At 56.7% G+C, this 15160-nt stretch carries 13 protein-coding genes, 1 tRNA gene and 1 pseudogene; all 15 read left to right on the top strand.

Annotated elements, in window-relative coordinates; translation table 11 throughout:
• The coding region (tuf, locus tag Q8N04_02815; protein ID MDP3089581.1) for an elongation factor Tu at nucleotides 1-142 on the top strand (142 nt) is incomplete at its 5' end.
• An 80-nt stretch (nucleotides 143-222) separates the two neighbouring features.
• Nucleotides 223-372 carry a 50S ribosomal protein L33 gene (rpmG, locus tag Q8N04_02810; GenBank protein ID MDP3089580.1) on the top strand — a complete coding sequence of 50 codons (150 nt, stop codon included), beginning with the start codon at nucleotides 223-225 and terminating at the stop codon, nucleotides 370-372.
• A gap of 37 nt (nucleotides 373-409) precedes the next feature.
• Nucleotides 410-484, top strand: a tRNA-Trp gene (locus tag Q8N04_02805).
• A 69-nt stretch (nucleotides 485-553) separates the two neighbouring features.
• Entirely contained in the window at nucleotides 554-748 is a 195-nt protein-coding gene (gene secE, locus Q8N04_02800; protein MDP3089579.1) for a preprotein translocase subunit SecE, read from the top strand.
• Between the two features lie 61 nt (nucleotides 749-809).
• Nucleotides 810-1346, top strand: a complete 537-nt coding sequence (gene nusG / locus Q8N04_02795) for a transcription termination/antitermination protein NusG (protein MDP3089578.1) — start codon at nucleotides 810-812, stop codon at nucleotides 1344-1346.
• A 55-nt stretch (nucleotides 1347-1401) separates the two neighbouring features.
• Nucleotides 1402-1827 (top strand): 50S ribosomal protein L11, encoded by a 426-nt coding sequence (rplK, locus tag Q8N04_02790; GenBank protein ID MDP3089577.1) that lies wholly within the window; start codon nucleotides 1402-1404, stop codon nucleotides 1825-1827.
• 34 nt (nucleotides 1828-1861) lie between these two features.
• Complete coding sequence (rplA, locus tag Q8N04_02785; protein ID MDP3089576.1) at nucleotides 1862-2554, top strand: 50S ribosomal protein L1; 693 nt, start codon at nucleotides 1862-1864, stop codon at nucleotides 2552-2554.
• Between the two features lie 43 nt (nucleotides 2555-2597).
• Nucleotides 2598-3104: pseudogene (rplJ, locus tag Q8N04_02780) on the top strand (50S ribosomal protein L10).
• A 27-nt stretch (nucleotides 3105-3131) separates the two neighbouring features.
• On the top strand, nucleotides 3132-3527 hold the full coding sequence (rplL, locus tag Q8N04_02775) for a 50S ribosomal protein L7/L12 (protein ID MDP3089575.1): 396 nt from the start codon (nucleotides 3132-3134) through the stop codon (nucleotides 3525-3527).
• A 79-nt stretch (nucleotides 3528-3606) separates the two neighbouring features.
• Nucleotides 3607-7563: a DNA-directed RNA polymerase subunit beta gene (gene rpoB / locus Q8N04_02770; protein ID MDP3089574.1), complete on the top strand. Its 3957-nt coding sequence runs from the start codon at nucleotides 3607-3609 to the stop codon at nucleotides 7561-7563.
• A gap of 102 nt (nucleotides 7564-7665) precedes the next feature.
• Nucleotides 7666-11793 carry a DNA-directed RNA polymerase subunit beta' gene (rpoC, locus tag Q8N04_02765; protein MDP3089573.1) on the top strand — a complete coding sequence of 1376 codons (4128 nt, stop codon included), beginning with the start codon at nucleotides 7666-7668 and terminating at the stop codon, nucleotides 11791-11793.
• A gap of 121 nt (nucleotides 11794-11914) precedes the next feature.
• Nucleotides 11915-12286: a 30S ribosomal protein S12 gene (gene rpsL, locus Q8N04_02760; protein MDP3089572.1), complete on the top strand. Its 372-nt coding sequence runs from the start codon at nucleotides 11915-11917 to the stop codon at nucleotides 12284-12286.
• 30 nt (nucleotides 12287-12316) lie between these two features.
• Nucleotides 12317-12787: a 30S ribosomal protein S7 gene (gene rpsG / locus Q8N04_02755; GenBank protein MDP3089571.1), complete on the top strand. Its 471-nt coding sequence runs from the start codon at nucleotides 12317-12319 to the stop codon at nucleotides 12785-12787.
• Between the two features lie 114 nt (nucleotides 12788-12901).
• Entirely contained in the window at nucleotides 12902-14983 is a 2082-nt protein-coding gene (fusA, locus tag Q8N04_02750; GenBank protein MDP3089570.1) for an elongation factor G, read from the top strand.
• Nucleotides 14984-15021: 38 nt separating this feature from the next.
• The coding region (locus Q8N04_02745; GenBank protein MDP3089569.1) for a GTP-binding protein at nucleotides 15022-15160 on the top strand (139 nt) is incomplete at its 3' end.

Raw genomic sequence — 15160 nt, 5'->3', positions numbered from 1 at the left:
GGAAATGGTCATGCCGGGGGATAACGTGAGTGTGACGGGTGAATTGATCAGCCCGATCGCCATGGAGCAGGGGCTCCGCTTTGCGGTGCGCGAGGGCGGCAAGACGGTCGGCTCCGGCGTGGTCACCGAGATTCTGGCGTAACGGCGGTCTGAAGAGCGGGGCGATCGTTTCGATCCCTCTTTCTCGGTCCAATAACGTATTCGCCTAACGAGGAGAGTGAGATGCGTGAGGTTATTGATTTAGCGTGCACGGTCTGCAAGCAGCGGAACTATTCGACCAACAAGAATAAGAAGAACGATCCGGATCGGTTGGAGCGCAATAAGTTCTGCAAGTTTTGTCGGAAGCATATTGCCCATAAAGAAGTGAAGTAGGCCGAAGCCGGTGTCGCGCCGGCGATGCGGGTCCTGTAGGGGCATGGTGTCAATGGCAGCACCTCGGTCTCCAAAACCGATGGTCTAGGTTCAAATCCTAGTGCCCCTGCCACACTGAGTGCGCTCGGGATCGGTGTGATGGATGTGGCGGGCTGTGCTGGATGATGAGGCGGAGGGGTCGATGTTTAAGCGGATGACCGAATCTATCAAGTTGTTCCTCGCGGAAGTTCGCGCGGAGTTGAAGAAAGTGTCGTTTCCGACCAGGGCTGAAACCATCGGTTCGACGACTGTGGTGATCGTGTTTTGTATCTTGATGTCGCTCTATTTGTCGGTGATCGACTCGTTCTTGGTGTGGCTGGTCAGTAAGATTATTTGATCGTTCGACGGATGTGCGTCTCGCGGAGGCGCGTCCTGATTTCTTGACCTGAGGGTGGGGCATGACAAAAAACTGGTACGTCATTCATACGTACGCGGGGTTTGAGGGACGCGTGAAGACCAGCCTCTTGGAGCGAGCCAATCAGATGGGGCTCGTTGAGAAGCTTGGTCAGGTCCTGGTTCCGACCGAGGATGTAATTGAAATCAAGGACGGGAAGCGGCGGACGTCGCGACGGAAGTTTTTCCCCGGCTATGTGCTGGTGGAGCTGGAAACGCCGTTGCAAGACGAGACGATGCAGATGATCAAGGAGACGCCGAAGGTCACCGGGTTTGTCGGGGGCGGGGCGCTTCCGCTTCCGCTGACGACCGAGGAAGTGGAGTCCTTGCTCAAGCAGGTGGATGCCGGGCAGTCCGGGCCGCGCGAGCAGGTCAAGTTCATCAAGGGCGACAATGTTCGCATCGTCGACGGTCCGTTCCTGGGCTTCAACGGATTGGTCGATGAGGTGGATCAGGATCACAGTCGGTTGAAGTTGATGGTCAGTATTTTCGGGCGCTCGACGCCGGTGGAACTGGGGTTCCTGCAGGTTGAGCGAATTTAAGGTGTGTCGTTGTTGCTGTTGAACGTGGCAGCGCTGACGTTCTGAGGAGATTCACATGGCAAAGGAAGTATCCGCTCTCATTAAGTTGCAGATTCCCGCTGGGAAGGCCAATCCGGCTCCTCCCGTCGGCCCGTCGCTCGGTCAGCACGGCGTCAACATCATGGAGTTCTGCAAGCAGTTCAACGCGAAGACCCAGAAGGAAGGCGATAGCATTATTCCGGTGGTCATCACCGTGTATAAGGATCGATCCTTCACCTTCATTATGAAGACGCCTCCGGCGTCGGATCTGTTGAAGAAAGCGGCGGGCATCATCAAGGGATCGGGCGTGCCGCAAAAAGATAAGGTCGGAAAGATTACTCAGGCTCAGCTGCGCGACATCGCCCAGAAGAAGCAGTCTGATTTGAATGCGGCGGACCTGGAAGGCGCGATCAAGATCATTGCCGGAACGGCCAGAAGCATGGGTGTCGTAGTACAAGGATAGCGCGGATAGCGTTCGGGAAGAAGGAGTACGAGGTATGGGAAAGAAGATGAAGGCCGCGTTGGAGAAGGTCGAGCCGCGCATGTACGCCTTGCGTGAAGCTGTCGACGTCGTCAAGAAGTCGGCCTATGCGAAGTTCGATGAGTCGGTCGATATTGCCTTGCGTTTGGGTGTCGATCCGAAGCGATCCGACCAGATGGTTCGGGGCACCACGGCGCTCCCGCATGGGACGGGCAAGAAGGTTCGTGTCCTGGTATTCGCCAAGGGCGACAAGGAGCAAGAGGCGCGTCAGGCCGGCGCCGACTACGTGGGATCCGACGATCTCATGGAGAAGATCAAGGGTGGTTGGATGGATTTCGACTATGCCATCTCCACGCCGGATCTCATGGCGTCAGTGGGAAAGTTGGGAAAGCAGCTCGGTCCGCGTGGGCTTATGCCGAATCCGAAGACCGGCACGGTCACGTTCGAGGTCGGGAAGGCCGTGGCGGAAATTCGCAAGGGCCGGGTCGAGTTCAAGGTCGAAAAGGCGGGTATCGTGCAGGTGGCGGTCGGCAAGGTGTCGTTTGACATCGACAAGCTGTACGACAACGCCTCGGCCATTCTTGAATCCGTCATCAAGGCGAAGCCGGCGTCCTGCAAGGGCCGCTATCTGAAGAGCGCCACGATTTCCAGCACTATGGGTCCTGGAGTGCAGTTAGATGCGATGGCGTTGACCAAGCAGTGGAGTTAAGCGAGCGCCGGCGTGGCCGGCGTCTGGAGAGAAAGGGTCAGGTATGAAGAAGGATCTTAAAGCACCAGCGGTTGCGGAACTTGCCGAGATATTCGGCCGCGCAAGAATCGCGATCTTGACCGAATCCGTCGGTCTTCCGGTGAATCAGGTCACCGAGCTGCGCAAGCAATTGCGCGGGGTGAAGGCCGAGTACCGGATCATGAAGAATACCCTCGCGATTCGGGCTTCTGAGGGGACAGGCTTGGCCGGTCTCAAGGCTCATCTGAAGGGCCCGACGGGGATGGTGATCGGCTATGACGATCCCGTCTTGCCTGCCAAGATCTTGCGCGATTGGATCGGGGCGGAGAAGCGCGACGAAAAGATCAAGGTCACAGTCGGAGTGTTGGAAGGGAAGATCGTGCAGGCGGCGGATCTCGCAGCCATTGCCAAGCTTCCCAAGAAGGAAGTGCTCATTGCTATGTTGTTATCGGCCATGCAAGGGCCGATACGCGGCGTGGTCTATACATTGAGCGCAGTGTTGTCAAAATTTGTGCGAGTTGTTGCAGCCATTCAGGACAAAAAGAAAGGGGAGGGAGACATGTCAGCTACCACTACAAAATTTTCGCAGGAAGAATTGATCAAGGCCATTGAGGGCATGAGCGTGCTCGACTTGGCGGAGTTGGTGAAGGGTTTGGAGACCCGCTTTGGCGTCACCGCCGCGGCGCCTGTCGCCATGGCTGCAGCCCCGGCTGCCGGCGCGGCTGCTGCCGCCGAAGAGAAGACCGCATTCGACGTGATCCTCGTGTCGGCTCCTGCCGAAAAGAAGATCCAGGTCATCAAGGTGGTGCGTGAATTGACGAGCCTTGGCCTGAAGGAAGCGAAGGATCTCGTGGAAGGCGCACCGAAGCCCGTGAAGACCGGCGCGACCAAGGAAGAGTCCGACACGATGAAGAAGAAGCTCGAAGAGAGCGGCGCCAAGATCGAGATTAAGTAAGCAGCATTGTCCGATCGTCTTCGGGTGCTGTCTCAACTGACGGCACCCGAAGCCAACCATAGTGTGTGGAGGAGTGCGCATGCCCGAAACGACTCTTCAGGAGTTCGTCGAACGGAAAGATTACTCACGCATCCGGGCCAGCATCGCTATCCCTGACCTGATTGAAATTCAAAAGCGCTCGTACGAAGAGTTCCTGCAAATGGAAGTCGAGCCCGAGCGCCGTAAGGATCAGGGCTTGCAGGCCGCGCTGGCCAGTGTCTTCCCGATTCCTGACTATAACAATACGGCCGTACTGGAGTTCTCCAGCTATACCCTGGGGACGCCCAAGTACGACGAGCGAGAGTGCATTGAACAGGGCATGACCTTCGCGGTCCCGCTCAAGCTTCGCGTGCGCCTGGTCGTGTTCGACAAAGAAGACAAGGGCCCACGAAAGAAGGTGCTGGACGTCCGCGAGCAGGAAGTCTATGTCGGCGAACTGCCGCTGATGACGGAGCGCGGCACGTTCATTATCAACGGGACCGAGCGGGTCGTCGTGAGTCAGTTGCACCGTTCGCCCGGCGCATCGTTTACCCACGACAAGGGGCGTACGCATGCCAGCGGGAAGGTGTTGTACTCGGCGCGCATTATCCCCTATCGAGGATCCTGGCTCGACTTCGAGTTTGACGCGAAGGACATCCTCTACGTCCGGATCGACCGCCGGCGGAAGATGCCGACGACGATCCTGCTGAAGGCCTTTAATTTTTCCAGCGACGATCTGCTGAAGATGTACTACCCCGTCGAAGAAATTCGGCTGGTGAAGGGAAAGCTGTTCCGGAAGCTGGACGCCGATATTCATCAGGGGCTTCGGGCCTCTGCCGAGGTCACGGAGAAGGGCAGCAAGGAACCGCTCGTGCGCGAGGGAGCCAAGCTGACCAAGGGCCTCATCGCCAAGTTGAAGGCCGCCGGCGTGAAAGAGATTCCGCTGACTCCAGAAGAGTTGGTCGGTCGTGCGATCTTGACGGAAATCGTGGATGCCAAGAAGAACAAGATTGCCGAGAAGAACCAGCGGCTGACGGCGGAGATCGTGGAGAAGATCCTCGAGAGCGACGTCGAAGAATTCAAGGTCATCTATTTCGATACCGCGACGGCGACGCCGGTCATTCTCGACACGCTCGAAATGGAAAAGATCGAGACCAAAGAAGAAGCGATGGTCGAAATCTATCGCCGCTTGCGTCCGGGTGAGACTCCTTCCGTAGAGACGGCCCGTGCGTTGTTCGACAACCTGTTCCTGAATTCCAAGCGCTATGACCTGTCTCCGGTCGGCCGGCTTAAGCTGAACAGCAAGCTGACGCTGGATCTCCCGCTCGAGCAGCGGACCTTGACGGCGCAGGACATTGTCGAGGTCATCCGCTATCTCGTGAACCTGAAGATGGGGAAAGGCGACATCGACGATATCGACCACTTGGGTAATCGCCGTGTGCGTTCAGTCGGGGAACTGTTGGAGAATCAATTCCGCCTCGGGCTTGTGCGGATGGAGCGGAGCATCAAGGAACGCATGAATCTCCTGGATATGGAGACGGTGCTTCCTCACGATCTCATCAATGCCAAGCCGGTCGTTGCGGCCGTGAAGGAATTCTTTAGCAGCAGTCAGTTGTCGCAGTTCATGGACCAGACGAATCCCTTGGCGGAAATCACCCACAAGCGCCGCTTGTCGGCGCTCGGTCCGGGCGGTTTGACTCGGGAACGCGCAGGCTTTGAAGTGCGCGACGTGCATCCGTCTCACTATAGCCGCATTTGTCCGATTGAAACGCCGGAAGGTCCGAACATCGGTCTGATTACGTCTCTGGCAACGTACGCCAGGATCAATCAGTTCGGGTTCATCGAGGCGCCCTATCGGAAGGTCGTGAAAGGGCGGGTCTCCGACGAGATCGAGTTCCTTTCGGCCATCGAAGGCGATAAATATCTCATCGCGCAGGCCAACTCGACCGTCGATAGCGGCGGGCGTTTGACCTCAGAAATGATTACGGCGCGTCATGGCGGAGACTTTGTCACTGCGACGTCGGACAAGATCGACTACATGGACGTGTCGCCGAAGCAGGTCGTCAGCGTCGCGACGGCGTTGGTTCCGTTCTTGGAACACGACGACGCGAACCGTGCCTTGATGGGATCCAACATGCAACGTCAGGCGGTGCCGTTGGTCACGTCCGACTCGCCGCTCGTTGGAACCGGCATGGAAGCCGTCGTGGCCAGAGATTCAGGCTACGTCGTGCAGGCACGCCGCCCGGGTGTCGTGGAGAGCGTGGATGCGACCCGTATTGTCGTGCGTGCTGAGGGGAAGGAAGGGCGCAAGGGGAAGGATTCAGGTCTGGACGTGTATGACCTGATCAAGTTCCAGCGCTCGAACCAGAACACCTGTATTACCCAGACGCCGGTAGTCCGCTTGGGACAGCCCGTGAAGGTTGGGCAGGTGCTGGCGGATGGTCCGGCCATCGATCATGGAGAATTGGCGTTGGGGAAGAACATCCTGGTGGCCTTCATGCCCTGGGGTGGATACAACTTCGAAGACGCGATCCTCTTGAGCGAGAAGCTGGTTCGTGAGGACGCGTTTACGTCCATTCACATTGAAGAGTTTGAGCTGGAAGCGCGGGACACGAAGCTGGGCAAGGAAGAGGTAACCCGCGATATTCCCAATATCGGAGAAGAAGCGCTGCGCAATCTCGACGAGAGCGGCATCATTCGCATCGGCGCCGAAGTGAAGCCGGGCGATATTCTGGTCGGCAAGGTCACGCCGAAGGGCGAGACGCAGTTGACGCCGGAAGAGAAGCTGCTCCGGGCGATCTTCGGTGAAAAGGCCGGCGATGTGAAAGACACATCGTTGACTGTTCCTCCGGGTGTCGAAGGGATCGTGGTCGACGTTAAGATTTTCTCCCGCAAAGGGCTGGATAAAGACGAGCGCTCCAAGAGCATTGAGAGCGACGACCAGATGAAGTTGCAGCGCGATCATCATGAAGAACTGCGCATCATCGATGAAGAGAAGACGAAGAAGATTCGCAAGCTCTTGCTCGGTAAAGTGGTCGGCCGCGACTTGATGGATCCGGATACCGGCGATGTCATTCTGAAGAAGAAGGGCAAGCTGACGGCCGAGATTCTCAAGCGGTTGCCCGATGACACAGTACGTCACATCATCCTGAGCGATCCGGATGAACAGAAGGAACTCGAGGATGTGGAGCGGCGGGCGAAGGAACAGATCGAGATCCTCCAGACGCTGTACGACGAAAAAGTCGGCCGTTTGAAGCGCGGCGACGAATTGCCTCCCGGCGTGATCAAGCTGGTCAAGGTGTATGTCGCGATGAAGCGCAAGATTCAGGTCGGCGACAAGATGGCGGGACGACATGGAAACAAGGGTGTCGTATCGCGCGTGTTGCCGGAAGAGGATATGCCCTATTTGCCGGACGGCACACCAGTCGAAATCGTGCTGAATCCTCTCGGCGTGCCCTCACGTATGAACGTCGGGCAGATCTTGGAGACGCACCTCGGGTGGGCGGCCAAGGCGCTGGGGATCAAGGTGGCAAGCCCGGTATTCGACGGGGCGTCTGAAAAAGAAATCAAGGATCTGCTCATCAAGGCAAAATTGCCGCCGAGCGGGCAAAGTACATTGGTGGACGGGCGAACCGGAGAGACTTTTGCCAGTCCGGTCACCGTGGGCTACATGTACGTACTGAAACTCCACCACTTGGTGGACGACAAGATTCACGCACGGTCTATCGGACCCTATTCTCTGGTCACGCAACAGCCCTTGGGCGGTAAAGCCCAGTTCGGCGGTCAGCGGCTTGGAGAAATGGAAGTCTGGGCCTTGCAGGCGTATGGCGCTGCGTCGACGCTGCAGGAGTTCCTGACGGTCAAGTCCGACGACGTCCCGGGCCGGTCGCGTATGTATGAAGCAATTGTGAAGGGTGAACCGTTCTTGGAGCCAGGGTTGCCCGAATCGTTTAATGTCTTGGTCAAAGAGTTGCAGAGTTTGGGGCTCGACGTCGAGTTGCTGAAGTCGCAAGACTAACCACTTGTGTGCCGGTTGAAAGCCGGTATCAGAGGAGGTCCTACATTGGAAGGCGTATATACATTGTTTGAGAAGCCGCGTGATGCGGTGTCGTTCGATTCGATGCGGATTCGCATTGCGTCGCCCGAGAAGATCCGGTCCTGGTCTTACGGCGAAGTGAAGAAGCCGGAGACGATCAATTACCGGTCGTTTAAGCCAGAAAAGGACGGCCTCTTCTGCGCGAAGATTTTCGGTCCTATTAAGGACTGGGAGTGCAATTGCGGCAAGTATAAGCGCATGAAGCACCGCGGGATCGTCTGCGACAAGTGCGGCGTCGAGGTCATTCAGTCCAAAGTGCGCCGCGAGCGCATGGGACATATCGAGTTGGCCGCTCCGGTCGCGCATATCTGGTTCCTCAAAGGTGTGCCGAGCCGTATCGGGACGTTGCTCGATATGAGTTTGAAGCAACTTGAGAAGATCCTCTATTTCGAGAGCTATGTCTGCGTCGATCCGGGATCGACGGATCTCTCTGAAAAGGAATTGGTTCCGGAAGACAAGCTGCGCACGTTGCAGTCTGAGTTCGGATCCAGCGGATTTAAGGTTGGGATCGGCGCAGAAGCGATTCGCGATTTGCTGCGCAAGATCGACATCAATAGTTTGTGGGATGAGATTCAGATCAAGGCGAAGACGTCGGCGTCGGCCGCCTTGAAGAAGAAGTACGCGAAGCGGCTGAAAGTCCTCGAAGCATTCCGCAAGTCCGGCAACAAGCCGGAGTGGATGATCATGGACGTGATCCCGGTGTTGCCGCCGGAATTGCGCCCGCTGGTTCCGCTTGATGGCGGCCGGTTTGCGACGTCCGACTTGAACGACCTCTATCGTCGCGTCATCAACCGGAACAACCGGTTGAAGCGCTTGATGGAATTGAAAGCGCCTGGCGTCATCATCCGCAATGAAATGCGCATGCTGCAGGAAGCCGTCGATGCCTTGTTCGATAACGGCCGTCGAGGCCGTGCGATCCGCGGACCCAACAAGCGTCCGCTCAAGTCCTTGAGCGACATGCTCAAGGGTAAGCAGGGCCGCTTCCGCCAGAACTTGCTCGGAAAGCGGGTCGACTACTCCGGCCGTACGGTCATCGTGGTCGGGCCGGATCTCCGCCTGAACCAGTGCGGACTCCCGAAGAAGATGGCGCTGGAGTTGTTCAAGCCGTTCATCTTCCACAAGCTGGAAGAGCGCGGTGCCGCGACGACGATTAAGAGCGCCAAGCGCTTGGTCGAAAAAGAGCGCCCCGAAGTGTGGGATGTGCTCGACGAAGTGATTCGCGAGCATCCGGTGCTGTTGAATCGTGCACCGACTCTTCACCGACTCGGTATTCAAGCCTTCGATCCGGTCTTGGTGGAAGGTAAAGCCATTAAGTTGCATCCGCTCGTCTGCGCGGCGTTCAACGCGGACTTCGACGGAGACCAGATGGCCGTTCACGTGCCGTTGTCCGTCGAAGCGCAGGTTGAAGCGCGCGTTCTGATGATGTCGATCAACAACATCTTGTCTCCGGCGAACGGAAAGCCGATTGCGGTGCCTTCGCAGGACATGGTGTTGGGTGTCTACTGGCTCACCAAAGAACGCGTGGGCGTCAAGGGCGAGAATAAGATCTTCGGGTCCCCCGAGGAAGTGCGGATTGCCTACGATGCGCGCGAAGTCGAAGAGCATGCTCGTATCAAGGTGCGTCTCGGCGGCGTGTTGGTACAGAGTACGGTCGGGCGCGTGCTTCTGTCGGAAATTCTTCCTGCAAGCATGCCGTTCGCCAGCGCCAATAAGCTGATGACGAAGAAAGAAATGACCAAGCTGATCGACACGGTCTATCGGCAGACCGGTCATCGGGACACGGTCGTGTTCCTCGATAAGATCAAGGATCTCGGTTTCTTCTATGCGACGAGAGCCGGCGTGTCGATCTGCGTCGACAATATGCACATCCCGACGAAAAAGGGCGTGTTCATTGAAAAGGCTCAGCATGAAGTCGGTGAAATTGAGAAGCAGTACGCCGAGGGTTTGATCACCAACGGCGAACGCTACAATAAAGTCATCGACATCTGGGCGCACGTGTCGGAGCAGGTGGCGAATGAAATGATGAAGGAGCTCGGTGCCGGCGGAGATCCCGCCAAGGCCGAATCCTTCAATCCTATTTTCATGATGGCCGATTCCGGAGCGCGAGGTAGTTCGCAGCAGATTCGTCAGCTCGGCGGTATGCGCGGACTGATGGCTAAGCCGTCGGGTGAAATCATCGAAACGCCGATTACGGCGAATTTCCGCGAAGGGTTGACGGTGCTGCAGTATTTCATTTCGACGCACGGTGCCCGCAAAGGTCTCGCGGATACGGCGTTGAAGACCGCGAACTCCGGGTATTTGACCCGTCGCTTGGTCGACATCGCTCAGGACGTGATCATTTATGAGATCGATTGCGGCACGCACGACGGCATTATGGTGAGCCCCCTCATTGAGGGCGGTGAAATCATTCAGCCGTTGGAAGAGCGTGTGCTGGGTCGCTTGGCCGCAGAAGATATCCGCGATCCCGTGACCGGTGAAATCATCGTATCGCGCAATGAAGAGATCAACGAAGATCGTACGAAGGCGGTCGTTGAGGCCGGCGTTGAGCGCGTGAAGATCCGGTCTGTGCTGACGTGTCAGGCGCCGCGCGGCGTCTGTCAGGCCTGTTACGGCCGCGACCTTGCCCGTGGACGGCTCGTCGAGAAGGGTGAACCCGTCGGCGTCATTGCGGCGCAATCGATCGGTGAGCCTGGAACGCAGTTGACCATGCGTACGTTCCACATCGGAGGTACGGCGAGCAAAGTCGTCGAGCAGACAATTGTCGAATCGAAGCATGCCGGTCGCATTAAGTTCTTGAGCTTTGATGCGAAGAAGAATGCCGACATCCCGACCCCTGGCATCGCCGTCCGAAACAAAGAGGGCGAATGGGTGGTGATGAGTCGTAACGCGAAGATCGCGATCGTCGATGAGAGCGGCCGTGAACGGGAGAAGTATCCCGTGGTCTATGGCGCCAAGATCAAGATCGGCGACGGTGATAAAATCGCTCTTGGCCAAAAGCTGGTCGAATGGGATCCCTATTCACTGACGATCCTCACGGAAGTCGGTGGACGGATTGCCTACGGTGACATCATCGAAGGCGTAACCATGAAGGATGAGTTCGACGAGGTCACGGGTCTCTCGCGTAAGGTGATCATCGAGCATTCGGGTGCGACGCTTCGTCCGCGCATTTCGATTAAGGATGACGGAGGAAAGACGGCGAAGGTTGCGGCGGGAGCGAATGTGGCCCGCTATCTGCTGCCGGTCGGCGCCCACATCTTTGTCGAAAAAGGTGCCGCGGTGCATCCCGGAGACGTGCTGGCGAAGATCCCGCGCGAAACGACGAAGACCAAGGACATCACCGGAGGTCTTCCGCGTGTGGCCGAGCTGTTCGAAGCGCGCAAGCCGAAGGAGCAGGCCGTCATCAGCGAAATCGACGGCGAAGTTTCCTACGGCGGGTTCGTGAAGGGGCAGCGGAAAGTGCTCGTCGACAATAAGATGGGCGACGTGAAGGAATATCTTATCCCTAAGGGTAAACACGTCAATGTGCACGAAGGAGACTGGGTGCGTGCCGGTGAGCCGTTGATGGACGGTTCGGCCAATCCGCACGATATTCTCGATGTGCTGGGGCCGAATGAGCTCCAGAAATATCTTGTCGATGAAGTGCAGGACGTCTATCGGTTGCAGGGTGTGACCATCAACGACAAGCATATCGAAATCATCGTGCGGCAGATGTTGCGCAAGGTGCGGATCGAAGATCCTGGCGATACTGAATTCTTGCCTGGCAGCCAGGTGAGCAAGGCCTTGTTCGAGAAGGCGAACGACCGCGTCTTGGAGAAGGGCGGCACGCCGGCTCTCGGTAAGCCGGTTCTCCTAGGTATTACTAAGGCAGCATTAACCACTGATAGCTTTATTTCCGCCGCATCGTTCCAGGAAACGACGCGTGTCTTGACGGAAGCGGCGATCAATGGACGCGAAGATAGTCTGCTCGGGTTGAAGGAGAATGTCATCGTCGGTCGCTTGATTCCGGCCGGAGCGGGATTTGAGGAGTATCGCGATACGTTCGTCATCAGCGAAAAAGCCGCTCCGGTTGCGGTAGCGGCTGCTTCCGGCGGCGCTGAAGTCGGACAAGAGCGGGCGGCAGCCACCGCCGGTGAAGGGGCTGCTCGTTCGTAATTGTCGCGGAATTCAGGCGGTTCTTGGGGCGACTTGACAGGCGGTAATTGCATCACTATAATCCGACGGCTTTGCGGAAGACGCCCGTGGGATTTTTGAAAGCGATAAGGGTTAGAACACGATGCCGACAATCAATCAGTTAGTTCGAAAAGGGCGAAACCTCGTCAAGGCAAAGACGAAGAGTCCGGCGCTCAAAGGCTGTCCTCAAAAACGCGGAGTCTGTCTCCGTGTGTATACGACGACTCCGAAGAAGCCGAACTCGGCGTTGCGTAAAGTGGCTCGCGTTCGATTGACGAACGGCATGGAAGTCACGACGTATATCCCTGGTGTCGGGCACAACCTGCAGGAGCACTCGATTGTGCTTGTGCGTGGCGGCCGCGTCAAGGACCTTCCCGGCGTTCGTTACCATTTGGTGCGCGGTGCTCTCGATGCCGTCGGTGTGGCTGATCGTAAGCAGAGCCGTTCGAAGTACGGCGCCAAGCGTCCGAAGTAAATTCTGGATTAACGAGAAAGAGTATCTGACATGCCAAGAAGTAAATTTCTGGATCAGCGCGAAGTCCTTCCTGATGTGCGATATCGCGACAAGCTTGTCGGGAAGTTTGTGAATACGCTGATGAGCGGCGGAAAGAAAAGCACGGCAGAGCGTATTTGCTACGGAGCCTTCGATGCGATTCAGGAGAAGACCGGGAATGATCCGTTGAAGGTCTTCAAGGCGGCCATTGATAATGTGAAGCCGATTGTTGAAGTGAAGTCGAGGCGTGTCGGTGGAGCCTCGTATCAGGTTCCTGTCGAGATCCGTCCGGCGAGGAGGGTGTCGTTGGCTCTTCGTTGGTTGGCTGAGTATTCGCGGACTCGCGGCGGGAAGAGCATGCGGGAACGCTTGGCTGCTGAATTGATGGATGCGTCGAATAATACCGGCGCCTCTGTGAAGAAACGGGAAGACGTGCATCGGATGGCGGAAGCGAATAAGGCCTTCGCCCATTATCGCTGGTAGCGTCGTACTGTGCTGCAGTTAAGCCGTGCTGCGAATCGCAGTTTCGGGTGTTGGCGGGTCGCAGCAGTGAAGTTCGGCTTGACTTGTGGCACATGTGTTTTTTAGGGGAATGAAGTGGCTCGTCAAACATCATTAGAACATACGCGAAACATCGGCATCATGGCTCACATCGATGCCGGGAAGACAACGACGACTGAGCGCATTCTGTTTTACACTGGAATGACGCATAAGATCGGCGAGGTCCATGAGGGCGCTGCTACCATGGACTGGATGGAGCAGGAGCGTGAACGTGGAATTACGATCACGGCTGCTGCGACAACCTGTTTTTGGCGTGAGCATCGGATCAATATTATCGATACGCCTGGCCACGTAGACTTTACGATTGAGGTGGAGCGGTCGTTGCGTGTGCTCGACGGGGCGGTAGCGGCATTCGATTCGGTTCAAGGTGTAGAGCCTCAGTCTGAGACGGTGTGGCGGCAGGCCGATAAATATTCGGTGCCACGCATTGCGTTTATGAACAAGATGGATCGAATTGGCGCAGAATTCTTCGCCAGTGTTCAGTCGATCATCGACCGTCTTGGCGCCAATCCTGTGCCGATTCAGATTCCTATCGGGCGTGAGAGTGAGTTTCGCGGGACTGTCGACTTGGTCAAGATGAAGGGATTCTTTTACGACGACGAGACGTTGGGTGCGAAATATGTCGTCGGGGATATTCCTGACAATCTGCTCGATCAGGCGAAGGAGTATCGCGAAAAAATGATCGATGCCGTCGCCGAGTTCGACGAGCAGGTCATGGAAAAGTATCTCAATGGGCACGCGCTGACTGAGGAAGAGATTAAACGGGCGATTAGGGCGGCGACGATCGCTATGAAGGTTACGCCGGTGCTCTGTGGGTCGGCCTTTAAGAACAAGGGTGTGCAGCAACTGTTGGACGCCGTGGTCGATTATCTTCCGTCGCCGATGGATATTCCACCGGTCAAGGGCATTGATCCGAATACAGGAAAAGAAGTTGAGCGGAAGCCTGATGATAGCGATCCTTTTTCTGCGCTCGCATTCAAGATGATGACCGACCCGTTTGCCGGTCAGCTAGTGTTCTTCCGTGTGTACTCCGGAACGTTGAAGACCGGATCGCCTGTATTGAATGTGACCAAGGGCACGAAGGATCGCATCGGTCGATTGCTTAAGATGCATGCGAACAAGCGTGAAGAGATCGACGTCGCCTATGCGGGGGACATTGTTGCGGCTGTCGGCCTAAAGGGTGCCACCACGGGAGATACGCTGTCTGAGGAAAAGCAGCCGGTTCTCTTGGAAGTCATGAAGTTTCCCGAGCCGGTTATTGCGATGGCGATTGAGCCGAAGACAAAGGCCGATCAGGAGAAGATGGGCTTCGCGCTCCAGAAGCTGGCGCAGGAAGATCCCTCGTTCAGAGTGCGTACCGACGAAGAGACGGCGCAGACGATCATTGCCGGCATGGGTGAGTTGCACCTTGAAATTATCGTTGATCGTATGCTCCGTGAGTTCAAGGTTGAAGCCAATGTTGGTAAGCCTGAAGTGGCATTCCGTGAGACGATTCGTAGGGCCGCTGAGGCGGAATCGAAGTACGTTAAGCAAACCGGTGGTCGCGGACAGTATGGACATGTTGTTCTCACTGTTGAGCCGTCTGAGTCGGGCAAGGGCTTTGAGTTCGTCAATAAGATCGTCGGTGGTGTGATTCCGAGGGAGTTTATTCCGGCCGTCGAAAAAGGTGTTAAGGAGCGGCTGGATGCTGGTGTTATCGCTGGGTACCCTTTGCGTGACATTCGTGTGACGCTGACGTACGGCTCCTACCACGACGTAGACTCCAATGAAATGGCGTTTAAAATCGCTGGTTCTATGGCGTTTGCCGATGCGTGCAAGCGCGCTGATCCCGTGTTGCTTGAGCCGATTATGAAGGTTGAAGTGCTCGTGCCTCAGGATTTTATGGGCGATGTAATCGGCAACCTGAACGGCCGGCGTGGCAAGGTTCAGGGCATGAAGGTTCGGGCCGGCGCTCAGGCGATTGAGGCGACGGTTCCGCTCAGTGAAATGTTCGGATATGCCACGGATCTTCGGTCTCGCACGCAGGGCCGTGCGACGTACAGTATGGAGTTCGATCGCTATGATCAGGTTCCTCGGCAAATTGCGGATGGGATCATCGCGAAATATCGGGGTGAATAATCATAGAGTCCAGTTGGTGTAGAGGGAGGGAGTAGGTTATGGCGAAGGCGAAATTTGAGCGGAAGAAGCCGCATGTGAACATTGGGACGATCGGGCACGTGGACCACGGGAAAACCACGTTGACCGCCGCCTTGACCAAGGTGTGCGCCGATCGCGGGCTGGCGAAGTTCATTCCGT

The sequence above is a fragment of the Nitrospira sp. genome (assembly GCA_030692565.1).
Classification (GTDB): Bacteria; Nitrospirota; Nitrospiria; order Nitrospirales; family Nitrospiraceae; genus Nitrospira_D.
The sequence above is the reverse complement of the archived record's forward strand: the minus strand, read 5'-3'. Positions and strand labels throughout refer to the sequence as shown.

Excerpts from the sequence above, each read along its gene's own strand:
- rpmG (MDP3089580.1), top strand. The coding sequence starts at position 223 with ATGCGTGAGGTTATTGATTTAGCGTGCACGGTCTGCAAGCAGCGGAAC.
- secE (MDP3089579.1), top strand. The coding sequence starts at position 554 with ATGTTTAAGCGGATGACCGAATCTATCAAGTTGTTCCTCGCGGAAGTT.
- nusG (MDP3089578.1), top strand. The coding sequence starts at position 810 with ATGACAAAAAACTGGTACGTCATTCATACGTACGCGGGGTTTGAGGGA.
- rplK (MDP3089577.1), top strand. The coding sequence starts at position 1,402 with ATGGCAAAGGAAGTATCCGCTCTCATTAAGTTGCAGATTCCCGCTGGG.
- rplA (MDP3089576.1), top strand. The coding sequence starts at position 1,862 with ATGGGAAAGAAGATGAAGGCCGCGTTGGAGAAGGTCGAGCCGCGCATG.
- rplL (MDP3089575.1), top strand. The coding sequence starts at position 3,132 with ATGTCAGCTACCACTACAAAATTTTCGCAGGAAGAATTGATCAAGGCC.
- rpoB (MDP3089574.1), top strand. The coding sequence starts at position 3,607 with ATGCCCGAAACGACTCTTCAGGAGTTCGTCGAACGGAAAGATTACTCA.
- rpoC (MDP3089573.1), top strand. The coding sequence starts at position 7,666 with ATGCGGATTCGCATTGCGTCGCCCGAGAAGATCCGGTCCTGGTCTTAC.
- rpsL (MDP3089572.1), top strand. The coding sequence starts at position 11,915 with ATGCCGACAATCAATCAGTTAGTTCGAAAAGGGCGAAACCTCGTCAAG.
- rpsG (MDP3089571.1), top strand. The coding sequence starts at position 12,317 with ATGCCAAGAAGTAAATTTCTGGATCAGCGCGAAGTCCTTCCTGATGTG.